Source organism: Bradyrhizobium sp. USDA 376 (assembly GCF_054063675.1).
Map to the genome: position 1 here is coordinate 106,800 of NZ_JBSSGN010000001.1, position 24,708 is coordinate 131,507.

Annotated in this window: 27 protein-coding genes and 3 pseudogenes; 12 read left to right on the forward strand and 18 right to left on the reverse strand. The window is 58.4% G+C overall.

What is annotated here, in order from left to right; all coding sequences use genetic code 11:
• Nucleotides 1-473: 473 nt before the first annotated feature.
• The 3 genes and pseudogenes from ACVJ19_RS00455 to ACVJ19_RS00465 all read right to left on the reverse strand — a co-directional run.
• Nucleotides 474-560 (reverse strand): annotated as a pseudogene (locus tag ACVJ19_RS00455) (50S ribosomal protein L7/L12); the annotation flags it as partial.
• Complete coding sequence (locus ACVJ19_RS00460; RefSeq protein WP_038958534.1) at nucleotides 553-1,371, reverse strand: hypothetical protein; 819 nt, start codon at nucleotides 1,369-1,371, stop codon at nucleotides 553-555. The pseudogene ACVJ19_RS00455 and the gene ACVJ19_RS00460, both read right to left, overlap by 8 nt.
• Before the next feature lie 28 nt (nucleotides 1,372-1,399).
• Nucleotides 1,400-2,206 carry a GTP pyrophosphokinase gene (locus ACVJ19_RS00465; protein ID WP_370151478.1) on the reverse strand — a complete coding sequence of 269 codons (807 nt, stop codon included), beginning with the start codon at nucleotides 2,204-2,206 and terminating at the stop codon, nucleotides 1,400-1,402.
• 93 nt (nucleotides 2,207-2,299) lie between these two features.
• Here ACVJ19_RS00465 and ACVJ19_RS00470 point away from each other — a divergent pair, with 93 nt between their 5' ends.
• Nucleotides 2,300-2,551, forward strand: a complete 252-nt coding sequence (locus ACVJ19_RS00470; RefSeq protein ID WP_157789189.1) for a hypothetical protein — start codon at nucleotides 2,300-2,302, stop codon at nucleotides 2,549-2,551.
• Nucleotides 2,552-2,682: 131 nt separating this feature from the next.
• Here ACVJ19_RS00470 and ACVJ19_RS00475 read toward each other — a convergent pair whose 3' ends face one another.
• The 9 genes and pseudogenes from ACVJ19_RS00475 to ACVJ19_RS00515 all read right to left on the reverse strand — a co-directional run bounded on the left by ACVJ19_RS00475 (nucleotide 2,683) and on the right by ACVJ19_RS00515 (nucleotide 10,215).
• Nucleotides 2,683-4,236 carry an LA2681 family HEPN domain-containing protein gene (locus ACVJ19_RS00475; protein WP_453947790.1) on the reverse strand — a complete coding sequence of 518 codons (1,554 nt, stop codon included), beginning with the start codon at nucleotides 4,234-4,236 and terminating at the stop codon, nucleotides 2,683-2,685.
• Between the two features lie 201 nt (nucleotides 4,237-4,437).
• Entirely contained in the window at nucleotides 4,438-4,644 is a 207-nt protein-coding gene (locus ACVJ19_RS00480; protein WP_038936640.1) for a hypothetical protein, read from the reverse strand.
• A complete protein-coding gene (locus ACVJ19_RS00485) occupies nucleotides 4,641-4,937 on the reverse strand; it encodes a hypothetical protein (RefSeq protein ID WP_038958529.1) in 297 nt (98 codons plus the stop codon). The genes ACVJ19_RS00480 and ACVJ19_RS00485 overlap by 4 nt, the downstream gene beginning before the upstream one ends.
• A gap of 297 nt (nucleotides 4,938-5,234) precedes the next feature.
• Nucleotides 5,235-6,029, reverse strand: a pseudogene (locus ACVJ19_RS00490) (nucleotidyl transferase AbiEii/AbiGii toxin family protein); the annotation flags it as partial.
• Nucleotides 6,022-6,615 carry a DUF6088 family protein gene (locus ACVJ19_RS00495; protein ID WP_453947791.1) on the reverse strand — a complete coding sequence of 198 codons (594 nt, stop codon included), beginning with the start codon at nucleotides 6,613-6,615 and terminating at the stop codon, nucleotides 6,022-6,024. The pseudogene ACVJ19_RS00490 and the gene ACVJ19_RS00495, both read right to left, overlap by 8 nt.
• Nucleotides 6,616-6,696: 81 nt before the next feature.
• A complete protein-coding gene (locus tag ACVJ19_RS00500) occupies nucleotides 6,697-8,007 on the reverse strand; it encodes a hypothetical protein (RefSeq protein WP_354268746.1) in 1,311 nt (436 codons plus the stop codon).
• Nucleotides 8,008-8,265: 258 nt separating this feature from the next.
• Nucleotides 8,266-8,652, reverse strand: a complete 387-nt coding sequence (locus tag ACVJ19_RS00505) for a hypothetical protein (RefSeq protein ID WP_264621868.1) — start codon at nucleotides 8,650-8,652, stop codon at nucleotides 8,266-8,268.
• A gap of 18 nt (nucleotides 8,653-8,670) precedes the next feature.
• Nucleotides 8,671-9,431 (reverse strand): IS5 family transposase gene (locus ACVJ19_RS00510; RefSeq protein ID WP_453947792.1). Its coding sequence is split into 2 segments (ribosomal slippage): nucleotides 8,671-9,092 and nucleotides 9,092-9,431, totalling 762 coding nucleotides; the frame shifts between segments, so codons are not numbered across the junction.
• 85 nt (nucleotides 9,432-9,516) lie between these two features.
• Nucleotides 9,517-10,215, reverse strand: a complete 699-nt coding sequence (locus tag ACVJ19_RS00515; RefSeq protein WP_248889163.1) for a DUF433 domain-containing protein — start codon at nucleotides 10,213-10,215, stop codon at nucleotides 9,517-9,519.
• Between the two features lie 476 nt (nucleotides 10,216-10,691).
• Between ACVJ19_RS00515 and ACVJ19_RS00520 the strand changes: the two genes are divergently transcribed.
• Both ACVJ19_RS00520 and ACVJ19_RS00525 read left to right on the forward strand, forming a co-directional pair.
• Nucleotides 10,692-11,222: a hypothetical protein gene (locus ACVJ19_RS00520; RefSeq protein ID WP_453947793.1), complete on the forward strand. Its 531-nt coding sequence runs from the start codon at nucleotides 10,692-10,694 to the stop codon at nucleotides 11,220-11,222.
• Complete coding sequence (locus tag ACVJ19_RS00525; RefSeq protein WP_038958519.1) at nucleotides 11,219-12,268, forward strand: hypothetical protein; 1,050 nt, start codon at nucleotides 11,219-11,221, stop codon at nucleotides 12,266-12,268. The genes ACVJ19_RS00520 and ACVJ19_RS00525 overlap by 4 nt, the downstream gene beginning before the upstream one ends.
• Before the next feature lie 238 nt (nucleotides 12,269-12,506).
• On the opposite strand, the gene ACVJ19_RS00530 is transcribed toward ACVJ19_RS00525, so the two are convergent.
• The 6 genes from ACVJ19_RS00530 to ACVJ19_RS00555 all read right to left on the reverse strand — a co-directional run bounded on the left by ACVJ19_RS00530 (nucleotide 12,507) and on the right by ACVJ19_RS00555 (nucleotide 18,023).
• Nucleotides 12,507-12,950 carry a pyruvate kinase alpha/beta domain-containing protein gene (locus ACVJ19_RS00530; RefSeq protein WP_244464281.1) on the reverse strand — a complete coding sequence of 148 codons (444 nt, stop codon included), beginning with the start codon at nucleotides 12,948-12,950 and terminating at the stop codon, nucleotides 12,507-12,509.
• A 16-nt stretch (nucleotides 12,951-12,966) separates the two neighbouring features.
• Nucleotides 12,967-13,740 carry an IS5 family transposase gene (locus ACVJ19_RS00535; protein WP_014498128.1) on the reverse strand — a complete coding sequence of 258 codons (774 nt, stop codon included), beginning with the start codon at nucleotides 13,738-13,740 and terminating at the stop codon, nucleotides 12,967-12,969.
• Nucleotides 13,741-13,869: 129 nt separating this feature from the next.
• The gene (locus ACVJ19_RS00540) at nucleotides 13,870-14,346 is read right to left on the reverse strand and encodes an Lrp/AsnC family transcriptional regulator (RefSeq protein ID WP_038950841.1); all 477 of its coding nucleotides are present in this window, start codon (nucleotides 14,344-14,346) and stop codon (nucleotides 13,870-13,872) included.
• A gap of 329 nt (nucleotides 14,347-14,675) precedes the next feature.
• Nucleotides 14,676-16,196 carry an FAD-binding protein gene (locus ACVJ19_RS00545; protein WP_456739518.1) on the reverse strand — a complete coding sequence of 507 codons (1,521 nt, stop codon included), beginning with the start codon at nucleotides 16,194-16,196 and terminating at the stop codon, nucleotides 14,676-14,678.
• Nucleotides 16,088-16,456 carry an FAD-dependent oxidoreductase gene (locus ACVJ19_RS00550; protein ID WP_456739344.1) on the reverse strand — a complete coding sequence of 123 codons (369 nt, stop codon included), beginning with the start codon at nucleotides 16,454-16,456 and terminating at the stop codon, nucleotides 16,088-16,090. Before ACVJ19_RS00550 ends, ACVJ19_RS00545 begins: the two co-directional genes overlap by 109 nt.
• A 28-nt stretch (nucleotides 16,457-16,484) precedes the next feature.
• Nucleotides 16,485-18,023: a phosphoenolpyruvate hydrolase family protein gene (locus tag ACVJ19_RS00555; RefSeq protein WP_049803097.1), complete on the reverse strand. Its 1,539-nt coding sequence runs from the start codon at nucleotides 18,021-18,023 to the stop codon at nucleotides 16,485-16,487.
• Between the two features lie 235 nt (nucleotides 18,024-18,258).
• On the opposite strand from ACVJ19_RS00555, the gene ACVJ19_RS00560 reads away from it, so the two are divergent.
• The 9 genes and pseudogenes from ACVJ19_RS00560 (at nucleotide 18,259) to ACVJ19_RS00600 (ending at nucleotide 24,410) form a co-directional block, all read left to right on the forward strand.
• Nucleotides 18,259-18,528: a hypothetical protein gene (locus ACVJ19_RS00560; protein ID WP_223153738.1), complete on the forward strand. Its 270-nt coding sequence runs from the start codon at nucleotides 18,259-18,261 to the stop codon at nucleotides 18,526-18,528.
• Nucleotides 18,525-18,824, forward strand: coding sequence for a hypothetical protein (locus tag ACVJ19_RS00565; protein ID WP_223153739.1), 300 nt, complete (start codon nucleotides 18,525-18,527; stop codon nucleotides 18,822-18,824). The genes ACVJ19_RS00560 and ACVJ19_RS00565 overlap by 4 nt, the downstream gene beginning before the upstream one ends.
• 913 nt (nucleotides 18,825-19,737) lie before the next feature.
• Nucleotides 19,738-20,224: pseudogene (locus tag ACVJ19_RS00570) on the forward strand (sugar phosphate isomerase/epimerase); the annotation flags it as partial.
• Nucleotides 20,225-20,258: 34 nt separating this feature from the next.
• A complete protein-coding gene (locus ACVJ19_RS00575) occupies nucleotides 20,259-20,489 on the forward strand; it encodes an FAD-dependent oxidoreductase (RefSeq protein ID WP_245289550.1) in 231 nt (76 codons plus the stop codon).
• Nucleotides 20,476-20,829 (forward strand): hypothetical protein, encoded by a 354-nt coding sequence (locus ACVJ19_RS00580; RefSeq protein WP_453955052.1) that lies wholly within the window; start codon nucleotides 20,476-20,478, stop codon nucleotides 20,827-20,829. Before ACVJ19_RS00575 ends, ACVJ19_RS00580 begins: the two co-directional genes overlap by 14 nt.
• Before the next feature lie 52 nt (nucleotides 20,830-20,881).
• Nucleotides 20,882-21,097 carry a hypothetical protein gene (locus ACVJ19_RS00585; protein ID WP_453955053.1) on the forward strand — a complete coding sequence of 72 codons (216 nt, stop codon included), beginning with the start codon at nucleotides 20,882-20,884 and terminating at the stop codon, nucleotides 21,095-21,097.
• A gap of 17 nt (nucleotides 21,098-21,114) precedes the next feature.
• Nucleotides 21,115-21,351 (forward strand): hypothetical protein, encoded by a 237-nt coding sequence (locus ACVJ19_RS00590; protein ID WP_232208683.1) that lies wholly within the window; start codon nucleotides 21,115-21,117, stop codon nucleotides 21,349-21,351.
• A gap of 1,089 nt (nucleotides 21,352-22,440) precedes the next feature.
• Nucleotides 22,441-22,815: a Nif11-like leader peptide family natural product precursor gene (locus tag ACVJ19_RS00595; RefSeq protein WP_453947794.1), complete on the forward strand. Its 375-nt coding sequence runs from the start codon at nucleotides 22,441-22,443 to the stop codon at nucleotides 22,813-22,815.
• A gap of 248 nt (nucleotides 22,816-23,063) precedes the next feature.
• Complete coding sequence (locus ACVJ19_RS00600; RefSeq protein WP_100213762.1) at nucleotides 23,064-24,410, forward strand: radical SAM family RiPP maturation amino acid epimerase; 1,347 nt, start codon at nucleotides 23,064-23,066, stop codon at nucleotides 24,408-24,410.
• Nucleotides 24,411-24,708 lie beyond the last annotated feature (298 nt).

Below are 24,708 nucleotides of genomic sequence, written 5' to 3' on the forward strand. Positions count from 1 at the left end.
AATGGCACATTTGGCCGCCGCGAAAGGCCGACGCCGTTTCCTTTGTAGTCCGGGTAAGGACGCTTGGGGATCGTCGGCGCGGTCGTCTTGACCCAGTCGATGATCGCCTGCTGAATCGCCGAGAGTTGAGCCGCTTTGCGCCCATTAAGCGAATTGACCGGCAGGTATAGTTCGAACAGAGCATCCGTTCCGAGCGCATCTTTGGGCGCGGTGGTGATCGGTGCGAAGAGCTTCTCGGTCTGCGCCTCCATGCGTATGTGGCCATCGAACCGCTCGATGCCGGTATGCTCGAGCGCATAAAGCTGGCTGCCCAGATCAAAGACCACCTCGACCGGGTGCTGGTGATTTTCCTGCTCGGGCCATCGGAGGTTTGCACGTACCTGCTGTTCGCGCGCTTCGAGACGGCGCACAACTGCATCACAGACCTTACCCTCATTGAAGCTGAGATGCTTTCTCTTGAGCGGCCTCTCGAGCCGCTCGCGAAGCATCTTCGAAAGCTCCGCCGCTTCAAGCACCGTTAGACTGCCCAGTTGATTTACCAGTCCCGGCAGATCAGCCATGACTCGCTCGTTCTTTGAAAAGTTGTTCGAAAGCCTTGGTGATAGCTTCGCGGCCCGGCACCCAATCTTCCTCGAAAAGTATTCGGCTGTCTTCCGGGAGGGTAAAGGCCGGGCGGGCGATACGCACGAGCAAGTAGCAAATCGCGTACACGCTCAGAGCTGTAAAGAACGTGCGCATCAAGACTTCATGCACGTACACTGGACCGTTGCTCTCCCAGAGAGCGCCATCGCTTGAATCGGGACGCGAATGTGTGAAATTGCATAACTGACGAAAAATGTTGTTGAGAATCTCGCCGTCAGCGAACAGGCAGCTGCACTGTTCCTGAGTTAGCATCCCATGCAGTCGCTTTCTGATGCGCGAGAAACCCAGTTCTGAGCCGCTGGTTTTCCATGTGACATAATCGGCGTCGGTAGGCTTTAGGTTGCCATACGAACCGATCATGACCAATTCGAGCGCCACACGAAGTTCTGCCATGGCGGCTCGGTAGTAGCCGTGCAGCAGGAGAAAATTGACGCACTGAAACGCATCGGCGGCGTCCAGCATGCAGTTGTAGAGCTCATCGGGATGATCGGGGTCACCTATGGCAACAATCCAGTCGCTCCACAGGCTGTAGAGCAACTTCAGCCGGATGCCATTGTGGTCTGACGTGCGAATGGCCACGTCGTCGGTAAGATGAGTAATGCCGTCCCATGTTTGTTCGTCAATCAGGTCGGTCGGCGCAATTTCGTCCCCATCACTAATGGCAAAATCATCTGGTTCAAGTTGATGCCTGACAGCGCGGAAGTCAGTAAGCGGCAGCTTTCTCGTCATAGGCGTTCCGTGACATTGCCGGCGCGGGTCAGTGGGTGGCGCCGCCCGTAGTTCCGGCGCATTCCCGGAACAGGTCGTCGAACATCTTATCCGCGCCCCACGCTTGGGCAGACGTGTAGGCGAGACTGCGCGTTTGCTGCGGTGTAAGAGGAGCTTCGCCCGGTTTGTAGCCGAGATCATGTTCGGCTTCGGACCAAGCGTGCTCGAACAAAGTTTTCACCTGCAATTCAAAAAACCGCGGGATCATTTCTTTGGGCCATCCGGCGCTGATGACGTCGGACGGTATCGCGAGGATGTAGTGCCGTCCGAAATATCCAAACTCCCAGTGGGACTCAGGCACATGGTCCCGATACTCTATCGGTCTGAACCATTGCTGGATCAGTGGATCAAGCCGAGCAACATCTGATTGGTAATATGTGATGATGCGCGCGCCGACCTGATCCTGAATCTCGGCTAAGGGCTCCTGATACTTCGGCTTCCTGAGTTGTTGCGAAACGGACTCGCGCGCTGCCGCGGATAGATTAAAGCGATTGGCAAATTCGTTGATGCTCATCGATATTCGAGGAAGTGTCCTCGCGAGCGTCGCAGCCGCAACGATTTCCTGTTTCACCGCGATATCGGCTGTTTTGATGGCGTCTTGTAGAGTGGTCGCGAGGCGGGAGGTGCCCTGTTTCGGGGTTACGCGAAAATCGGAGGCGAGGAAGTCGGCAATCCAATAGTCGGCGCTCTCGCCGGCAGGGTTGGTTTGCTTATCGATCGCTTTGCCATCCCAAAAGCCGGCGCGCAAAGAAGCATCCCGATAAAGGACAGCTTTGTAGGATGTCTTGTTCTTCATGAACACGCGCTCAAGGAACGCAACCTCGAGACTTCGAGGATCCTCCTCGACGAGGATCGCGCTATCGGTCGGAAGTCGGGAGAGTACGATCTTGTGCTCACGTCCGTCCTTGCCGATGATCAAGAACAGCAGACCGATTCCGGCCCGCCGATCGGTATGGACCTGCAAGCGCTCGGCGATGGCACGTCCGCTCGGCAGCGTTGGACTGTCGAGATGAGCGCAAATGAGATCGCGGCAGGGATTCTGCTGCGCCCCGCCAGTGGATTTGAAGATGATGTCGATGTCGCATTCCTGGTCGGCACGGGTCTAAATCCCGTCGAGCAGATCGAACATACTGCCCGTTAATGGGACCGACGCGCCGTTTATCTGTCGAATTTCCGAACTTTTCCCTGGATGAACCAAATAGGTATGAATATGCTGAACGGGCACTGCTTTCCCCCTCGCCCCGCTTTGCGCTTTTTTCGAACAGTAGCCCGTTAAAGTTGCATGAACAAGCCCGACGGATCGGGTGATGCCGCTCGGCGCTCCGAAGCAGCGCTCGGACTGCTCTCAGACCTTCCACCTGTCGGACCAACGATCGAGGCCATCGGCATTTTCAGGCCCTTCGGTCCAGCCCGATCACGCTTGTTCTCTTCCTGGTGCATGCCGAGTGCCAGATAGATCAGACCGGCGCGGGCAAGACGATAGAGTTGGATGGTCTTGGCGTTTAGTTCGCTCCGGGCAACTGAGTAGGCCAGCCGGTCAGTCCAGGGATCGGGCGTTGCGCTCGGCTTTTTGCGTATCAGGATTTCGTGCACCCGGAGATAGCTATGTTCGAGGTGATTGCGGATCGTGTAGAGCTCCTTTGCGTCGGGCTCCATGGCGTCCTGCAACACGGGATCGAATAGATCCTTGGCGAGCCAGTAAAGGGCGCGGAACGGCAAGTTCTTGGATTGCAGGAATTCCGGACGGACGGGTCGGGCTGGATCGCATCTCTCGTACCAGATGGTTTTGAAGTAAACGCGCCGGGCCGGAATGCCGAGTTTGGCGCAGTCGTTCAGGAAGAACGCTATCTTGTCGAGAACCGAATAGGCGATGCGGAAGGCAGCCTTTACCTTTTCAACCGCAAGCGAATAGCTGGGATAGTCGAGCGTGTTGTAAAGCACAACATCGCGGTCGGAAAAGTGTACCGTGTCGGAATGAAGGCCCTCGAAGAGCAGCCACCGACCCGAGACGAACTCTTGCTTCATTTGATCGAAGAAGGCGATGAGCGATGGACGTTCTCCCAGATTGCTTGTGAAGCTTGGAAGAGAAAGCAGATCGATCGCGGCAATGCTGTGAGGGCCGAGATCATTAAGGGGATTCAGGAATAACCCTTGATGTAGTGCCCAACGGCGGTATCGACGTTTGCTCGCCGATCGTCCAATCCGTTCACGGTCCCACTTGACGCTTTTTGCGTGGTCGAGATGGATGGCGGCCTCGATCCGCTCCTTAACACTGGCAAAGAATTTGGTGGCGCCGACACCTTCAGGACCTGCATATCTGGTCTTCGGTGAAAGAGCGCCAGACAGATCTTCGTAGGCCCGAAGAAAAAACAGGCCGCGATGCTCGTCGTCATACAGACTTGAAGCATATCGTGTGAGGCCAGAACCGCGATTTCCTCGAGCCATTCCGAATTTGGGATCAATCGAGAGCGCACGCTTCCATACGGCTACAGCTTCCACGTAACGGCCGAGCGTATTGAGCTGGTTACCCAGATTGGTGAGTATCTGGCAGCGACGCAACGCCGACAGCTTTTCAAATCCTGGCGCGTTCGCGGCGCTTCTGAGATGGAATATCTCATTCTGTAGTTCCGGCTGCTCCCATTGCCATGCCGCATCCGGGTCGCGATGCTTCAGCCGTTTGCGGTTGGCCCAAGCGTTGGCACGGAAGTAGTCGAGCAAGACCCGCTGCTGCTTCGTGAGCTTGCTGTGATTCAGAAGATCGCACCATTCGAGCGCAAGCACGGTTGTATCATCGCGACCGAGATCGCCGGCAAGGTCGATCAGCATCCCAATTCGTTTAAGCGCAGCGCTGCCAGTCTCCGTTGCCTGTGGGGCCCCCAGAGCGATGAGCTCTTCTAGTATTTGAGTTGGGTCGATGCTCATAAAGGCGAGAGTAGCGAGATTTGCGGGATCTTTGTTCTGGATTGAGCAGGAAATCCACCGCCCAAACGGCCCTCGAACTCACGGAATATCGCCGCTCCGGCACCCTCACCCAATGCTATGCGGCTTGTTAAGAAAGAACTCGCGATTGCCGAGCGCGGCCTCGGCATACTGACCGATCGCGACCTGGATCGCCTCGATATGCATCCGGCACCATCCCTCATGGCAGGAAAGCTTGCGCGCGTGGTTGAGCGCCACCAGAAATTCCGGCGGGTCCTGCATGTCGGAGAAGTAGACCGCGCGGCTTGTGGTCATGCCAGAGCCACCTCCCGCGGCACGAGGCGGCGCTTCGCGACAGAAACGCGCGACGGCGTCGGCGGCCGGCGGGGAATGAACAGGTGGTGCACGAGAATGGGCTCGTTGTCGCCAAGCATGCTTCGCTCCTTGACCAGCCCGCTCATCACCGTGCGCATCTTCAAAATCTCGGATGCCACGAAGGAGCAGTCCTCATCCCGGTTGATTTGCTCATGCATGATGGCTTCGGCCTCCTTCATGCTGACGCGCAAAGCCCTGATGACCCGCCGGATTTCATTGATGCGATTGTCCATAGCTTGTCTCCCTGCTGGACAGGCAGCATAAGAACAAATCATGAACACAAAGTCAATACCGCGAGAGGCGAAGTCTATGCCGATTTCAGGAGGGAGCGGTCTTGAAGCTGTGCGCGTCGCCAGAGATGAACGAACCGCACGCCGATCTTGTCCAGCCTGTCCCGCTCCTCGAACGGAACACCCTCGAGCCTCGGCTGCCGTATCTCGATGAGCGCTTCAATGATTTCGTGCATGAGGCGGTGGTGCGTCGGACAGAGCCAGCACGACTCCTGTATCGGCTCTGGTTCACCGGCGTCGAACTGAAGCGCGAGCGGATAGATGTGATGCGCCTCGGTGATCCGCGAAAGCCGCTTCCGCAAGCCCGGCCTCATCGAGCCGCACGACGTCGTGCCAGTGTCGCGCGAAGCGATCGCCGCGGAGCCGCTCCTGCCGGCAGAAGACGTGGATCGCCGTCGCCTTTTCCCACAAGGTTCGCTCGGCGTGCATCACGCGGGGCCGTGCCGTCGGGAACGCCACGCCTTCGACCAGGCCCGATGCGTCGCAGGCGATATCCCGCAGACTTGCCGGCTCGCCCGTCGATCGCGCGCCAAACTCCAGCATCACGCTTGGCGCCACGTAGCCGGAGCCTGCCGCAGTCGCCTCATAGTCGATGAACAGCTTCTCGCCCTCGACGCGGATCGTGGCAACCAACGCCTGCGCGGCCAGCGCGTCCGCGATGACCGGCTGTGCGGCCCCCGCCACCCACTCCGGCAAGCGCTTGCGCACCTCGCTCGACCAGCGCTTCTCTTCGCTGCGTGTTTTCGGCAACGCCTCGCCGTTACCGTCCACCAGATCGGGCGCGATCGCCCGGATGTCGTAGGTCAGGTCGACGTCTTCGGAAAACCGCCGGATGACCCCATAGGCCTTCGACAGTGACGTGCCGCCCTTGAATACCAGATGCTCGCCGAGCGCCGATCCGTAGAGCGTGGCGAGCGCCCACACCACCCATACATCCTTCTCAAGCAGGTGCGCTGGTCGTCCCGACTGATCGGCCGCGACGCTTAGCGCCTCGCGGCGGTCGGCGACCCGAAGGAGGAGAAAGGCGTCAGCCATGCGCCGCCTTTCCCACGCTGCGCGCGAGCCAGGTCGGAAGCTGCGGCGCTGCCGCGACCAGTTCGCTGAAAGTGGACGGCGGGAGCTTCCGCTTCAATGTTTTCAGGGCGGCTTCCGCCTTCTCCGGCCCAAGCCAAGCCAGCGCTCTCACCGCCTCGCCCGCCGGCTTGTGAGCAAGGGCGAGTTGCCACCGCGGAGCGTGACGAAGTTCGACGACCTGCTTGCCGAGATTCATCGTTCGGCTGCGGCCGGAGGTCAGATAGACCGATCGGACCGGCACCTGTGTCGTGAGGCCGAGGGTGTTGGCGGCCGCAGCGCCGCTCGGAACGATGACCTCGCCGCGCTGGTTGGCGAGCGCCGCGACCGCCTGTTGGACGGAGGGAGCCCTCGTGCCGAACCGGCTCGTGACGGGACGAAGATAGACGCCGCGACCGGCCCGGATCAGTTGGCCCCGCTCGGTCAGACGCGACAAGGCCTGATCCACCGCGGCTCGATTACCGAGGTGGAGCAAGCTCTTAGCCGCCACAGGCGTGCCTTCCGGCACCCCTTCGGCATGCGCGAGAATCTGTTCGGTTAACCGTTGCATGACCGTTCTCCTGTCAGAAATATACGCGGCTTTCTGACAGTTTTCAAGCCGGCGGACCTGCCCGGGAGCCTTCCATTCCGGCTAGATCAAGGGCGCGCCCCTATCGAGCAGACCGTCCAGGAAGTCCTCCCGCGAGCCGATCGGCCCCGCGAGCGTCGCAAGGATCAGCGCCTCGACGACCTGGCGGGCCAAGGACCGCGCCATCACCCGCTCTTTCGTCGAGATGGCGGTCATGGCGCGCCCGTGCAGGAAGGCGCTCCGCACGTTGAAGAGTTGCTCATACTGGTCGGCGAAGCGTCGATCGCCCAGAAGGCCGGCCACCCGTCCCCGCATTCTATTCGTGGCGCGCATCCCTTTGTGGCGATCAGGCGCGATGCGAAAGTTCTTCTGATAGTCCGCGCGCAAGCCAAGCGCCGCCTCGATCGTCGTGATGTGCGCAAGGAATTCATCAACGCCCTCGGACAGGAACGCGCGGACGAGGAAGTGAGGGATCGGCGTCTCGAACAAAACCGATTGCTTCGCCTGCTCGACGGTCGCCCATCGGCTCTGGTCCCACGCCGTCAGCTCGGTCTTTGCAACCTCCTCCAGGTGCAGCTCGACCGGGCGCTCTTCTTCGTATGTCCCGCCATGGCCATCGTCGTAGACTCGGTCCTCCCAGCTCAGCGTGTCGGGGGACGGCGGCGAATTGGGACGAACGAAGATGTCGCTGTCGATCGTGTAGACCCATGGCACACGAAAGCCGCGCCAATCGACTTCCTGCATGGTCGACCAGCTCTCCTTGGGAGCCAGCAGGAGGAAGAACAGCGCTTCCTCCAAGGCGGTCGGGAACCGCCCTTTATGCGGTTCGATCCGCCCCAGATCCTGGCTCAGGTCCATGAACAGGACCGGGACCGCGCGCTCCTCCGGCTCCTGCTCGAGCACCACGACCTCCTCGACGATCAGCCAGTGGAATTCGGAGAAGCGCTCGGCATCGAAGTCCTGACGCGGATAAAGCCGCCTGAGCCTGGGCGCATCGATCACGCCGCGCAGCTCGTCCGCGCTCAACCGGCACACCCTGGCCGAACCGAATGCGAGCGGCGGCAGGTCGGCGGCAAGATCGAGCGGCGCAAGATGAATGCGCCTGGCCCGGGTGGCGCGCAGCGCCGCGTCCAGTCTCTTCGCCGCTTCCTCCACAGACAAGGCAAGATAGGCCGTATCTTGCTGCAGGTGACACGGAAGGCCCAAGGCTCGCAATGCCGTCGAGAGCGCGAAGTTCGGCCCCTTCTTGCCGGCGTTTGGATAGTCGTCGCGGCAGGTCTCGCGCAGCCGCATGAAGGCAGGGTGCCCAAGAATATTGTCGGGCCCGGGCGGACGCAGGCGCCACAGGTCAGTCATCGCCATCAGCATCGCCATGCTCGGACCTGTCTCGCTCATCAGGAGATCCGGAGCCGCCGCAGGAGCTTGCCGAGAACCGCCTCGCTCTTTGACGTATCCAAACCAATGCGAACAATCGTTTCCACGGGCGGCTCCCTCGTTTCAGGTCATCGATGACCCATCTTGCCACGCAAACCGGCGGAAGGGGGCCGTCCACCCCAACACGAGAGCCGGCCCGGCTTTGCCGGAGGCGCCCCAGACTTCGCTCGCTGCTTTCAAGAAGGAATGACGCCGCACTTACTCGTCCGAATCCGTCGGAAGCGCATAGCGGTCGACGACGATCTCATCGGAGCGAGCCGTCTCCAAGGTCAGTTCTAGAACCATGCTGACGAGATCACCGTCTCTGTCGATTTCATCGAGCGCGGCGTCAAACAGTTCGCGCTGCATATCGAGATCCATTCCCTCTGGGCCGTTGAGGCAAATTAGGCCTGCATGTATGTCAGCTCGCTGATACTGGCCGCGCGTTCCCGGTGCGGATTCTGGCCCACGAAAGTCATAGGCGTTGCGGGTTACAAGAGTCCAATCGCCTTCAAGGACCATCTTGAGCGGGTCCCAATCCTTGATGCCCTGGCGACCAATCCAGACGACATGAGAGCTTTCGCCATGGCCGCGCTTGCGCGCCATGTGTACTAGGGTCCAGACTCAATTGAGCCAATATGCGACGAGAGCGGCGAGATGAACAGCGGCCAAAAAATTACGGGCGAGCTTGTCATATCGCGTGGCGATGCGCCGGAAGTCCTTGAGCCTGCAAAAGCAGCGTTCGATGACATTTCGTCCTTTGTAGGCGCGTTTGTTGAAGCGATGGATGACGATACGGTTAGATTTATTGGGGATTACGGGCTTGGCGCCACGACGAATGATTGCGCCGCGAAGCTTGTCGCCATCATACCCTTTGTCGGCGAGGAGCACGCTCATGGGTGGCGCGAGCGCCAGGACATCGGGAGCCGCAGCGATATCGGCATCCTGGCCTGGAGTCAGATGCAGGACGACCGGCCGGCAGAGCGGATCGCTCAGCGCATGGATTTTTGTCGTGCGGCCTCCGCGCGAGCGGCCGATTGCTTGATTGTGCTCCCCCCTTTTCCGCCGGAGGCACACCGGTGAGCTTTAATCGAGGTCGAGTCGAGCGACAGTACGACGCCGTCTTCGCCAGGCTTGGCCAGCGCTTCGAAGATTGCGCACCATCGTCCTCGCTTGGCCCAGCGATTGAAGCGATTGTAGATCGTCGTGTAAGGGCCGTATTCACGTGGACAATCACGCCATCGTGCACCCGATTGCAGCATGTGAATGATGCCGCTGACGATGCGTCGGTCGTCGTCCCGATCCGGCCCCGTCAGTCCCCTCGGCAGATGCGGTTCGATACGCGCCCATTGCCTGTCGTTCAGCCAAAACAAACCAGCGCGCATTCTCTCGCCCCCGAATCAACACGTAGGCAAGAGAATCACGTGGCGCTATTTAGGTACAGACCCTAACTCAGGACTCAGACATTCATCAACGAGAAGCTTCATGCCGCCGTCGCCGAAGGACCTTTCGCGACGGCGACGTTGCCATAGTGCGCCGCACTTGACGTGGACGGCCCCGGGGCGGCGTCGCCTTGGCATAGAGAATCGCCAATTCGATGAGTTCTCGTGTCAGGCTCGGATAGGTCTCCTGAAGCCGGCGCATCGGAACGCCTGCGGCAGCGGATGCCGCAACATCATAGACAGGCACGCGCGTTCCCTTGATCACGGGTGTGCCGCCGAGGATTTCCGGATCTTCCGTTACGGCGGTACGAGCACGCGTCAGCTTGTCGTGTTCGGCCAACGTGTCCGCAATGAAGCGATCGAAGTTCAGCGTCAGGAAGTGATGTTCGATCTTCCAATGTGGGCGCTTGTGTCGCCAGGTCTTGATCAATCGCACGACGGCCTTCGCGTTCATCTCGCCGCAAAGCGTGTCGATCGCATATTTGCGCTCTTGTGCTGTGAGGGACGGCGCGGCGTCATAATAGAAACGAATGAGTGCACAAGCTCCGGCCCAAACCCGTCGACTGTCCTCGTTTGTATAGAGATCCTCGGGGAGAATGCGTTCGTCTATCAACCGGTTGACGTCGCGCACGTCAACGCCGGCCACGACGGCGGCCTCGGGGGTCGTGAGTAGTTCAGACTCCGTTGACATGTCGGCACCAATAATTCTTCCGATCCATCGGAACATATAATTTCTAGCGTTGAAAAACAAGGCCCGCGGGTAAGCTTGGCCGCAGTCACGGCTTTCATTTCACCTTCGTTCCTGTTGCCAGAGCTTGACTCTTTGTTCTCTTTTTGTTCTAGTGACTCTCTGCGAGCTAAGACAGCGCGTCGAGAGACACGATGTACGAGGTATCCGTAGGATTCAGGACGGCACGGAGTGCGCGCCACGACGGGCATCGATCAGACAAAAGTCCCTTTGTTGTTGATGGAGATACGAGCTCGGTCTCCAAACGCCGCCGAGCAGCAGCCGAAGGCCGCCGGATGTCCGCGCGGAAAATCGCCTGCATTCGGACAGTTTCGGTGGAAAAGCCAAAGCCGGTGCTCGTAACTTTCGACCGGGGCGTGGAAATCGCGGTACAGCCGCATAACAACCGTGGCGAGTCTCGCCGGATAGCCTTTTAGGTCCGGCAGCCTTGGTCTGATCGATGACGGAGACGACTCTTGACCTTCAGAGCAACCGCGGTCGGCACCGTTCATGAACCCACCCTTCGATGCCCCAACTGCAATCACGAGATCCCGCTAACCGAATCTCTTGCCGCTCCGCTCTTGGCTGAGACCCGGCAACGCTTCCAGGAGCAGTTGGCCAGCAAGGATGCCGAGGTTTCGCGCAAGACCGAGGCGCTGCGGCTGGAGCGTGCGCAGCTCGCCAGGGACCGGGAGCAGGTTGAGGAACAGGTTTCGAACCGCCTAGCCGGATATCTAAGAATGGTCGATCCGCCGAATCACGATGTGCGGGGAGACCCGAGACAAGGGCAGTTACTACGTTTTCGCCTTCATCGAAGACTCGCGCCTTACTATGGCTTCTCTTATAGGGGGCCGTACGAGCCCGTTGCTGTTTCGGCTTCTGAGATTTGGCAGCTTTGCGATCGAGGCAGCCCCGTCGATCCGGTTCTTTGGGCTGACTCGATGGCGACTAATCCGAACATGCTCGATCAGAGCGAACTATCACTGGGATGGGATGCTGATCAGTGAGCGAACAGGCCTTCGCCAGCGCTAACGTGCTGTTGAGACAATCGTCTAACGATTTGGGGGCCTTTCGCGGTCGCGAATACGATTTGGTACTGTCCACACTAAGCTGGGAAAAGCGCGGTACTGCGGCCTTCGAAACGCTCGGGAGAGAAATTGGTGAACTCTGCCTTCTAAGATTTAATTCATCGACGAACCGGCCCGCGAACGAACGCAAGGACGAACAGCTGAAGCTGCTCGCAAAGTTCTCAAGAGCCTCCACCACAATAGAGCTCGACAGTTCGACCTCTTTCTCCGCGAATGTGCAAAAGATAGATGATTTCTTGCAAGCCAGGGTCGTTACTAAGAAACGACCGCTTCGGGTACTTTGTGACATCACCTGCATTCCCAAGTCTTATCTCTTGCTACTTATCGGCTTGGGCTTCCGAAAAAATTACTTTGCCCGATTGGACTGCCTGTATGCCGAAGGAAGATATCCGCTCGGCAAGCAGCATGAAGCATCCGCTTCTCTCGCAAACTCGACTGGAAGCATAACTTCTGAGGGTGTTTGGGAGTCTCTTCCGGTACCTTTCTTCGAATCCGAGAGCACGATTCCAAATCATCGCGACGTCTTGGTCACACTCGGCGGCGAGGTTGGCTTGACCTTGCCGTTCATTGAGAAATATGAACCGCGTCGATTGGGACTAGTCATGATTTCGGAGAGCGAGGTGCAGACGCCCGAGAAACTCCCGAAGAGCGAGCAATATGCTTTGAGCGAACTCCAGGGCGAACCGAACGTGGAACGCGTAAATTTGTCGCTTTCCGACGTAATAGGTACGGTTAGATATTCGATAGACTTTTGCAAGAAATCATCCGCCGACACAATCACGGCTCTTGCTATCGGCTCAAAGACTCACGCTCTTGCGCTAGGTATAGCTGCACTCAGCCAGCCGCGCATGGAGATCATTTGCCGCATACCAACTCGCTACACGACACTCGATGTTGAGGCGAATGGCAATGTGATTGGCTTCGAAATTGAGGATCGATTTGAACCGAGCGCCTATCTTTCATGACACACTCTCTGGGCCATTTCAGCTGTTTACGAAGACCCTTCAGAGGCGATTGGCTGACGCACTGACGGGATGCGAAGAACATCGGCGGCACGAGGAAGGCGAAGGCCCATCCCCTGTAACCGCAACTGTTCGTCATGGGCGAGGCGATCAACATGGACGCGGGCCGCGATGGCGGCAATGTCCTCGTCACTGATCGCCGAGACTGGGCCACGCGCCAAGAGCAATCGTGCTTCGTCAATCAGGCTGGTGGTTTCTGCAATTCTGGCTGCGACGACGCGCTTTGCTCGCTGTTCGTCCTTCTTCGAGAGTTCGAGCGATTTCCAAATCTCGACCTTGACGTACGACGCGCGCTGTTGACGAGCGCATTCAGATCATCCGGCCAAACAGTGGGGACAGGTTTGCCAGCGAGATCGTCAGGTAGCTTGAAGCAGAAGTAGGCCCAGCCCTTCCGCCATACGAGGTGCGTCATGCGCCGAGCCGCTTTCTCGTCCGGGGTAAGGGCAAGGATCGGCACCGGCGGCCGGCTGCGCGAGATCCGAGCAGCCGTCGTCCCGCCTGCCGTGAACCCGATGATGACCTTGGCGCCAATTTTAGCGGCAAGATCTGCCCCCGCGGCCGCGACGGCATGCGAAGGGGAACTCTCCACGTCAGCTCGAGAAGCCTCAATCAGCGACCGATACATCAATCTAGAACCTATCTCAAAATTGTCGAAACAGGATCAGCAGGCAAGCGAGCTGGACGAAGCCGAGGAAGTTTTGCGGATAGAACTCCCAGCGGACCAGCAGGCGCCGCCGCCACTGTATCCAGGCGAAGAAGCGTTCGACCAGCCAACGCCGAGTATAACGACGGAGCCTGCGGCCGTCCTGGGTGAGCGACCTCACTCGGTTTGAACGATGTGGCGCGATCATCTCGATGCCTTGTGAGCGCAGTTCATCGTCGAGCGAATCGCTGTCATAGGCGCGGTCGCCGATCAGGTTCTCTGGCTTGGCCTCGATCATGTAGAAGTCGAAGCAGAGCTGTACCAAGCGCACTTCGTGATGGTTCGCGGCATGCGTGCTCACTGAAAGCGGCAAACCGTGGCGATCCACAATCGCCATGATTTTTAAGCCTTTTCCGCGCCTCGTTGGGCCGATCTCTGCACCGCCGCCTTTGGCCATCGCAAAGGTCGCGTCGATGAAACACTCCTCTTCGTCGAGCAAGCCTTTCTCACGAAGTTCGTTGGCTATATCGGTCAGAACGCGCCGCAACACTTCATTGCGACACCAGTTCTGAAAGCGACGGTGTACGGTCTTATAGTTCGGATAGCACTGCGGCAGCATGTGCCACTGCGCGCCCGTGTTCAAAATCCAAAGAGCGGCTTCGAGAACCTGACGTGTCGCAATCGGCTTCCGGCCCGGCCGGCCGTCGGCAATGTGCTCTTCCGGAAAGTGTTTCCGGATGCGCTCCCATTGCTCGTCCGTCAGCCGAATCATCTTTCCTTTATAGCCGATCGACGCTGATCTTCAATTTTGAGATAGGTTCTAGTCATAAAGACCAAAGCCGCCCCTTACGGACTGCGGTCGACGGTAGTTGAGCCAGCCAATGTCCTCTTCGCCAGTCGCTCAACACCATGCGATGGAGGCTATTGGCAAAGTAAATCCTGCTTTGAACCGATCCATGACAACCATTGTTTCAATGCGCTTTATGTCTGAACTTTCGTCTGTAAGGCGCCGGGCAAACCGCTCGTAATCTTCCATATCGTTTACGGTAACGAGCAAGACGAGGTCAGCCAGGCCTGTAACGCAGAATGCGCTCATCACTTCAGGCATGTTGCGAATTTGCCTCTTTAGACGATCAACGGTATCAGCACGCGCGCGCTCCAAGGAAATGAGAACCACTGCGGTCACATTACGGCCAATTGCTTTTGGAGAAATAATGGAAACGTCGGCTTCTATGACACCCGTCGATCGAAGGCGTTTCAGCCGACGTTGAACTCCGGATGCGGATAGGCCGACCTTCCCTCCAAGTTGTTCACTACAGAGGCGATTGTCTCGTTGGACAAGATCAAGAAGACGAAAATCGATCTTGTCGAGTTGCATCACTGCCTCGCGGCCAGCGGATTGCGATCGCGTCGGGGAAGCAGACGCCTGCGCTGCTTGTCCTGACATTTTCGACTCCTCACTACTCCGCCTAGCTGTTGAACGATCGATTTCTCGCGCTGTCATATGTCTTGGAACACCTGTTGGGAGCCCAGCTCTTTGCGATACATCGTAGACAGTTGGTGCGGCGATCTCCCCCTCCGCCGGGCTCACCAAACTCGAACCCGGCCGCCCGTCGAGGATGTCGGGGGTTGGGGCCGACGTTTCTATCGATGCGCGCCCCGGACCCGAGCGCATATTCCCCGCCACAAGACGAGTGTGGTAGATCGTCAAGCTCTGGAGGCGACGGCTTTTTGCTCCTGATCAGCGGAAAGCACTATTGCGTTGACGGTGCGATATGCGAATACGATGGCGGGACCGATTGTTATGCCTGCCCCGGGATAAATCCCGCGCATCGGCGACGTCATGTCGTTGCCGCAAGCATAAAGCCCCTGGATTGCATTGCCTTGTGCATCCAGGACTTTTCCGTAACTGTCCGTCGCCAATCCGGTCGCCGTGCCAAGCGTTGCCGGAACGATCGGCAGCGCGAAAAATGGTCCGTTCTTGATTGGTCCAAGATTTGGATTTTTTCCGACGGTCGGATCGCCGAGCGTGCGATTGAAAGCCGATTCCCCACGCTTAAAGAGGGGATCCCGTCCTTGGGCAGCGTGCGCGTTGTGTTCCTCGATCGTCTTTTGAAGCACAGCCGGATCTAGTCCCAGCTGCTTTGCGAGCTCAGAAATCGTTTCACCCGCCTTGACGTAGCCAAGGCGGACATATTTACCGATACTCAACGTCCAGGGCCATGGCAGTAGGTGCCCCATGCCCCGCAATCGAACGAACTGGTGATCGCAGATGAAGCAGAATCGCTTATCTGCTGGATAGCCGTTTTCAAACATTGCCAGGCAAATATCGTGATACGAATTCGATTCGTTGACGAAGCGTCTGGCGTTTGGACCGACAGCAATGACCCCAGGACGGCCCCGGTCGAGCCAGCCGTATGGCACAACCTGCGAGCCGCTGCCGCGTTTCAGGATTGAAACCGGCGTCCAGAAGCCTGCCGATGCGACATCTTTGTCGATGGCGGCCCCGAGCGTAGTTGCAAGCCCAATGCCATCACCGTTAACATCGACGTGGGCCAACGTAACATCATGCTGGTGTGCACCACTGACGTCCGTTCTCAACTGCGCGTTCCGGGCAAAGCCGCCAGATGCGAGAACAACACCACGTGAGGCGCGCACGCGGATGCCAACATCGATCCGCTTGATAATGGCACCCGTGACGCGCCCGCCTTCCTGCGTGAGTTCGACCGCTGGAGAAGATGGCCAAATTTCTACGCCGTACTCGTGCAGGCTCACCAGCAGCCGCGCGATCAAGGCATTCCCACCGCTGAGCTCAGTACCACGCCTGAAGCTGAGCCGGTCCCGCGCATAGCGGCTCAGGCGAGTTACGACGTGTTTGAGCGACGCAACAGATTGGAGTGGGTTGAGAAAGCTTCTCACCTCGCTCGATGAGATCATCATGCCCCCGAGCACAACCCGAATGGGATCACCAATCAAATCGAAGTTCTTGCCGAGAAGCCGCCCATCATAGGGGGCCGGGCTCAGTGCCCGTCCCTTATCAGCGCCGCTAAGTTGGCTCGAGTGATAATCGGGCGTAGTGGCCAGAGTAAACTTGACACTCGTGCCGTTCTCGAGCGCGGTTAGCGCCGCCGGGCCGTCTTCAAGATAAGCATCAATGAATTGCGCACGATAATGAACGCCGAGTTCTTGCTGCAGGTATGTCCTCGCATTGGCGATGGTGTCATCGATGTTAGCCGCGCGCGCGCCTGAGCAGAACAAGGAACCCAGATCATGCCATTCGAAAGGGCCGTCGTTCCGCCAAGTCGCGGAGATTTCTCGCATACAATGACGCGCAGTCCGGCCTTTGCCGCATCGAGCGCCGCCGACAGCCCGGCCGCACCGCTTCCGATCACGAGGACATCTGTCTCCCAGTCCTGATCCGCTCTCGTCCCTCCTTTTGAGGCGAAAGCAATCGTGTCCGGCTTAGCTCGGTCATTTGGCGCGTTCATGCGGCCTCGCTGCACGTTGCAGTGAACATCAATGAGTTTGCGGAAGCGGGACAGCTTTGAATTCCGCCGCCGCTGTTTTCACTGCCCGCTCAATTGGAATTCTTTCGATCGAGGATGCGCCAACAAAGCCAACACACTCGGTCGTCCGATAGACCTCGATCGTATCTTCAGGCTCGGCAATTGCCCCACCATGGCAAAGCGAGAGCACGTCCGACCGGATGCTTCGCGCCGCCGCGTTGATCTCATTGATGCGCCGGATCGCCTCCTTAACGGATTGCCCCTCCTCATGACCGACAAGGCCACCGCGCGTTGCGCCGACATGTGGGACGATGCAGTCGGCCCCTGCACTTGCCATCGCTTTGGCGTCTTGAGGGCTTGCGACATAGGCGAGCGAAAAGATATTCTTCTTTCGCGCGAGAGCGATCAGTTCGACCTCACGTTCAAAGCCAAGGCCGACGCGGCCGCGGCGGTCACGCCAGTTGTCGCCCATGGTTGAGATCGTCGGATAGTTGATGACGCCGGAGAACCCAGCAGCCCAGAACTTGTCCAAGAGAGCATCGAGGTCGAGCCGGAGAGGATCCCAAGCCTCGATACCGCCAACTACGTAATCGGATACGCCTTTCGCCGGCCAAAGGACCATCGTGGGTCCTTTGGCACGCGATAGCCGTTCTGCCGTAAGCCGGCCAATGCTCGCGTTCTCAGACGCAGTTGTGCGCATGAGCGTCGTGTAAGGCGTATGGGCGTAGAACTGGCGACCCCGAAACTGATCAGGAACGCTCGATGGCAGGCCAAAATTGACCATATCGATCGCACCGGGCGCGATCACTTGCGGAATCTGTTGCCGCGACGCTGCCTTGAGCCGATCCGGACCGGCGCTTGCGGTGCCTCCAACGATTTCGTCTCCGAGCTCCGTTATGGTCAAATCAATGACGGCGTCGAATTCACCAGCCGCGATCAGCTGCTCCATTTTATGGCCGCCCGCCCCGTTAGCCGGAAAGACGATCGCGTCTACACCGGCGTCGGCAAGCCGCGCTACGCATTGATTCGCGGCCGGCGTGGTCACGCCGAAGGCCGTTATCGCAACGATCTTCTTGTCTCGTCCAAGCTTGACGGGAGCATAGTGCGTGGCCGCAATGGCCCGCCCCGCGTTCTTGAGCACCCTACTGGTAAAGACATTGATGCCGAACAGATCGACCAGCGTCGGATAGAGGATGATGTCGCTGTGAGTGGCCAATTCGGCGAGTAGCGCAGGCCTTGCGCTGCTCACCAGAAATTTCGGAAAGCCATAAGGCAGCTCAGACACAACTTCGCCGAAAACCGCGCTTGCCCTACCCCCCGCAACCCCGACAATCGCGCTGATCGTTCCTGCCCCCAGGAGGTCACCAACCTTACTGCGCGTCCTTTCAGCAATCTGCTTCAAGAGTTCCGTGGGGGTCTTCGCATCGGCTGGTTTGTCGCCGCCATCCCTCCCAGTGCCGACGTCGATCAGGATGGTCTTGCGGCCGCACGCCTCGATAATGTCCGCAAGGTAAGACGCCTCGCGGCCCTTGGTATCCAGCGTGGCCACGATCGCGACCGCATCCGTAGTCGCGGATCCAGTCGCTAGTTCGGACAGGTTACCATCACGGGCCGACCTCTGGTCGTCCGTACAATGGTGAGACACGATCTTCCTCCCAGATCATACCTAACTATAGGTGGTCTAGACCCGGCTCTACCCGGGTATAAGATTGGTGAGGCGGCCAAATGGGTAATATTGGGTAGAAACGTTGAGAGCGAGAGTTCGCGGCAAACTTGCTACACAGATGTCGGACATAGCTAAAGGCGCACAATTGCAAGTCTACGCGCCCTCCTTGCGCAGCCTTCCAAAAGGCTTCCTGCTGGTCATGGCGACCCTGCCAATCCTGGACTGGAACGACTGTCTTTTGCGAGACTTGCTAACCCTCGACCAGGCAACGACGGCTCTCTATGCGGCGATAATCATGATCGACCCGTTCGCCTGCTGGGAGGATAGGGCCGAATCGTTGAAGGATGCCGGCATCACCGGCGTCGCCAATTTCCGCGCGCATCTATGATCGAGCGGTCGGCGGCGGGCGTACCTGTTGATGCCGGACAGGAGCTCGAACTTCGGCGGAAGGAATGGTTCATAAGCCTTGGCTTCAAGGCGTTGTTTGCCGTCGCGAGCGATTCTGAAATTACTGCAGCGGAGAAGCGATTTGGCTCCCATCTGGACGGACTCATCCATCTACCAGCAGAGGCTCTTACACGGACGATGAGCGAGGAGATGGAGCTGGTAAGTCTTGGCCAGCACGGATCGTCATTTCCAATGGCCGCGCTTTTGGATGGGACGACTTCGAAGCGGCCAACTTGAGCAAAGTGACGCGCGGGACTGTCTGTGATCCGCAGCTTCCCGAGCATGGGTTTGTCTTGACGACCCCAGAAGACTGGCCGCCTTTCCGCGATGAAGTCTGTGCGGGTTCAAGCCTTCGGTGAATCGTTGTCGCTCGAGAGAATGCATTTTTCCGTTTGGCTGGTGAGGACGCGCTCAACAGCGGTCTCAGGACGACCTGATATGCGTATCTGGGAGCGTCAACAGCAGGTTCACGATCTAGGGGGAATTCAGCGCAGTTTGTGCATTTCCTGCTCGGGACTGGCAATGCTGGGCTGCCTCGCGAGGTGATCTCGTCGATATCGCCGGAATCAATCGCAGCTGGCGTTGCAATAGGCAATAGCTAAAAGTTGGATGCGGCCCCGTCGCTAATTGCTATTCTATGGAGGCGATCGTGGTGACGCCGCTGAAGAACCCCACGGGATTACAGATTTCCGAGCGATTTGCAGCGGGGGTGCACGGCATCGGGAGGCCGCGACAGCGCGCGCTTCCAGCTCGATGAACTCGCCGTTCGGGCCTCGGATGAGCCTGAACCACTTATCACATCGTTTCCGGTGCTGCTCCGTCCCATGATCTACTTCGTAGCCCGTCTTTTTCGTTACATGAGACGGCGCAACGGGCGGGATGTGTCAGGCACGACTATCGTTACGCTATCCGTCCATCGGACCGGCTGCAATCACCTCGATATCTCGACTGCCAAGTGGGCATGATGACGCCCCAAAAAAGACCGCCGCCGGATTTGTCCGGCAGCGGCTCAAGTCTTGGGAGAAAGCAGACGAACCGGTCTGCCAGCGGAGAAGAGATAAGAGCGGAATTCTGGCCCCCGCTCGCTATTATTCAAAAGATGTCGGATTGGTCACAGCGCACGAACTCAGCATCCGGGTAAAGTTGGGTAATCTACTTCGAAACGCATCGCAACAGGATGACGACGGATCTCCTCTTCACGCTCGACCTGATGGATCAGGTTCCGGAGATGCGCCTGCTTGCCGATCTCTCGCACTTCTTGGTGAGCTGCGAATTCTGGTATCCGATCTCGGACGAGGACGAAGCGCTGGTGCGGCGAGTGCTCGATCGCACTTGGGCATTTCATGGCCGTGTTGCGTCTCGCGAGCAGATACAGGTCGAGATCACGTTCCCTCAACACAAGATCTGGCTGGACCTATTTCTTGGATGGTCGAAATACGGATTCAAGAGCTGGAAGACGCGCTGCTGCGGATGCCCGCCTCACCTTCGCATGCGAACTTGGCCCACAGCCTTACGCAATTAGCGATCGGCTGGGCAACGACACCACGGACCGCTGGCAGGAAGCTGTCCTGCTCAAATCCCTGGTGCGCGCAATCTGTTTGAGGAGGCGGCGAACGATGAGCAGTCGTCACCCGTAAATCGTTTAGTCGCGTGAGTAACCAATCCACGATAGTGATCGTTGGGGCGGGCGAAGCTGGTAACGCCGCTGCCGTCGCTCTGCGGGAGGCTGCTGGCATGGTGGTCATCGGCAATGAAAGTACGCTGCCGTATGAGCGCCCACCTCTGTCGAAGGCGGTCCTGAGCGACGAGGTCAACCCTGGACCAAAATTGATTGTCACGTCGGAACGCCTTGCCGAGCTTGGGGATCGATTATCGCCAGGGCAGCGAAGTGATTTCAATTGATCGCGCGGCCAGTATTGTCACGCTCTCAAACGGATCAGCAATAGCGTATCACCGGCTCATGCTGGCGACGGGAGCCCGACCTCGGAAATTGAGCATCCCGATCGCCGAAGGAGCCAATGCGGCGACACTGCGGACATCTGTCGTCTCATGCTCCAGAGCGGCTGCTGCTGACTGCCATGATTCGGGCATCGATACCTTGGGCCCGCAGGCTACGCTCCTACAAACAGATGCGAACGGACAGATAGCATTTGATCAATTCCCGAGCGAGCGAATTCATCGGCTGCTCCTCGCAGCTTATCCATTCCGATCTTTTGCGAGCCGACCAGGTACCGAGCGATGAATCAACCGCAGCTGAAATTACCCAACGTGAGGTCTTTGACGACGTCGAAGGATTGGCGAGCGAGGCTCAACTCCCAGATGGACGGTGGCTACGAGTCAGCCGCAGTCCGACCCAAGAGGGGGGCGTTATCCTCGTTTATAGCGATATCACCAGTTTGAAGCATCAGAAAGCCGAGTTGCATGCGACGAACCTGAGACTGGATGCGGCGCTGACGCACATGTCTCAGGGTCTCTGCCTCTACGATAGTGGGGGCGGCTGCGAGTTGTAAACCGGCGCTTCCGTGAGATCTTTGATCTTTCGCCTGAGCTCGTTGTTCCGGGCACGACTTTCGAAGAGGTGCTCGGTCTGAGTGTTGCCGCTGGAAATCATGGCTGCCAGACGGTGCCCGATCTGCTGGCGGAGCCGGAGAACTGTTTGCTCCACAACGAGAGCGGCAACTATCTTCAGTCCCGGCAAATGAGACATCTACCGCTTCCTCAGGTGCGGCAGATGATGATCGGTCCAGCTTCATTTATGATCTGACTGAACAAATCATGATCTTCCTGTGTCCAGACGTGCGCCGTTGGTGATTCTGGTGAACGGGCATTATCGATCGGGTTCGGATCCATAAAGCTCCCCTTTCTATTATGAGAACAAAGGCCACTTGAAGATCTCCCCCAGGGAGTGAGCTGAAGTTCGTCACGAATTCAGACATGGGTGGCTTCGTCATCGAGAGGCCAAGTTCGAGTGTTAAAGAGGCTGGCTTTCGAGAAGCTGACAAAGGTCAAGCAAGGGAGATAAACCGGCGGCCGCATCTGCCACGTCTGATGCGATCATCTCCGAGCAACGTCTCATTCCGCCCGACCTCGCAGTCGGCGCGCAGATTTGCGTCGTGCATCGCATTCATCTGGCGGTAAAGCTGGTTAGGAGGTCCAGGCGATGCGGACCGCGGCCAGACCCAGTCTTGCACCGAACATGTGAATTTCGATCTCTACTCGCGACCAGTCGTTCTGCCTTACAATTTGAGCCATGCTCGGGCCGCTAATCATAGTCGCGCCAGCGCGAGAACAGACGAGAGCGCGACCTACGTGAGAGTTCCGGCAAGCGCGGAGCGAACTGTTCACCTAATTAGATGAAGAACGAAATCGCTCAGACGCAAAGCGGCCGAGCCGATCATCCCGCGTACGGCTAAAGGAGCGGCCGTGCCGGTGATCCCGGGACTGCGGCTGCCACTGCGTGTAATGGGCACTTCGCGACGTCCCCGGCGCCTCCGATCCTGCGCGTCATGATGCAACCTCCGACTGACAACCGGAGCTACATCGATCAAGCGGCGTGTTTCATCTCAGGCGAGGCAATACGAACGGCCAACTTTGTCCCGGCTGCTATTGACGCTCAGCGTGATGCAGATGGCGCTCGTGTCAGGGCGAGCTTGGAGGAAGCGGACATTTCAGCGGCGACTTCGACACTGAGCGCTTGTTAGGTTCGAGACCAATGTCGGCAAGTTGACGATACGCACGGTCGGACAAAGCGCAAAAGCGGCAACTTCAGTTTGGTATGCGGATTGCTTTGTTACGGCATGATCACCGATCGCTTCCAAGGCGACGGATAGGTAGCAACAGCAGAGGCCCGGCTATGTCGCAGGCTGAGGTAGAACGGTTTGTCAAGGATCTAACGAAAGAGGGTAGTCTGCTCGAAAACCTTAAGCAGAGTGCTACAGGTCTTGCACCGATTGTAGCGGTCGGAAGAAGTCACGGCTACGATTTCACGGTTGACGAGATTAGGAGCAGCATCCGAGCGCCAGGCCGACACGAGTTGATGCAGGTCGACGCGATTGTCGGCGGCAGGCAGGATTTAAGCGGTGCGGGCTTGAGCAGCATTGTGCATACCACTGCGTTGGCTAGTTCATCGTCGGAGGCACCCACGAGCGCCGTGCAAGCCGCGGAAGCCGGCCGTGACCTGGTCGCTATCGTTTTGCTTATTGTAGTTGTTGTCGCGGTCGCGGCCTGACATGTTTTCAGCTCTGATCGCATTGGCTCGTCCTCAAGGAGACGAACCGGTGCGAAGAGAACTGAAATCACGCCTCGTCAGGCGTGAGATCATTGCTTTCAGGCCTAGAGATGCGGCTTTAGGGCGCACCCGCACCGTATGACGCACACTGCCACCGAACACTGCCGACAGATCTTTGACCGGCGTACCCCCGAGCAACTGCGCACGTTGTCACACATCAAGCGCTTCATGGAGCGGCTGGCTGTGACTTGGAGTTCCGCAGGGCGCTTTCGGAGAACGTTGATTCTCCTCGCGCGGTAACAGAGCGCTACGGCATCGAAGTTGACCCAATGAAGATGCTGCCGCTCTGGCGCGGCGGCTACCTGAAACACCGCTTCAAGCCGGAGTCTACGCCCTGGCCCCTGGCTATGATGTGGGACGAGTTTATCTGCGAGATGTTGCGCCATCGCGGCATCCTGCGCGAAGAGGGCGAAATGTCGACGATCAACTCTCGCTTTCATGCTTGGCGCGAGCGCCAAATCCGGCGCTGCAACGACGAATTGGGCGTAACGGCGGCGTCGGTCACGTACCCGATCATCGCTTTCGAGCTGAGCGACGGCTGCTCCGTCGGTTGTTGGTTCTGCGGCCTCTCGGCCGACCGCTTCAAAGGCTATTACGAATATAGCGAAGAGCATGCAGCGCTTTGGCGCGGTGTGGTCGGTATCGCGAGCGAGATGTTTGGTTCGGCTGCCCGTACTGGTTTCTGCTACTGGGCCACAGAGCCTATGGACAACCCACACTACGACCGCTTTCTATTCGACTACTATCAGATCACGGGCGCATTGCCACAAACAACGACGGCGGCCCCGATCAGGGATCGCGCGCTCACCACGCGCGTGCTCGAACTGTTCAAGCGCTATCGCACCGTGACAAATCGTTTCTCCGCGCTGAGCACAACACATCTCGACCAGATTCACATGGCGTTTTCGCCTGAGGAGCTGATCGGTGTCGAACTCGTCCTGCAGGGCAAGGAGGCGCTGACTGCAAAGGCTTTTGCTGGGCGCGCGCGCGAGCGGAGCGAGAAACTTAGGGTCGCCAACAAAGATGATGCAATCGCCTTGCTGGAGGGCGATCACACGACCATCGCCTGTGTTTCCGGCTTTCTCGTAAATATGCTGCAGGGGCGTTTACAATTGGTGACGCCGGTGCCGGGTAGCAAACGCTGGCCTCTCGGCTACCGCGTCTTGAGTGAACGCTTCTTCAGGACGCCTGACGAGTTCCGCGAGGGGCTGCAGCGCATGATTGACCAGCATATGCTCGAGAGCCCAGCTCCCAAATTGCCGATCCGCTTCCGCAGGGACCTGCAATACCAGGCCGGGAACCGATGCTTTCATCTCCGGTCACGCAACATGGAACACCGGGTGCTCGACGACATCGCTCCGACTTCCGTTGGCCATCTAATCGCCTGCGGCAACTGCACAGCGTCGGAGCTGGTTAGGCAGGTCACAACTGACGGAGCGAGCGTGCTCGCAGTAGCCGACCTGCTCGATCAGTTATACGCGGCCGGGGTGATTGAAGAGGACTTAGACGACAGCTTCGCCTGGCAGACCAGCTGACCTGCTACTGCGCTTTCATCCGGCAGCGGTTAGAGTTTCGGATTTTGTACGCCAGTGGGTCCGCCGGAAGAATTTCATTGTCGAGTTGCCCAGGCGAACGGTGCATGATGCCCCTGCAGTTCCACCGCGCTGTCAAAAACATGGAAATTTGGAGTGCACGCAGCGGCGGCTACTCGTTCGTTATAAGCTTGCAGGGCCCGACCGGTCCTGGTTTTCGCGGAAGGTTCGGCTACGTCGCTTCGTGGCGTCCGCTTGACCAGAGCCGTGGCGCGATCAGGGTGCTCGGCTCGCCGCTGCA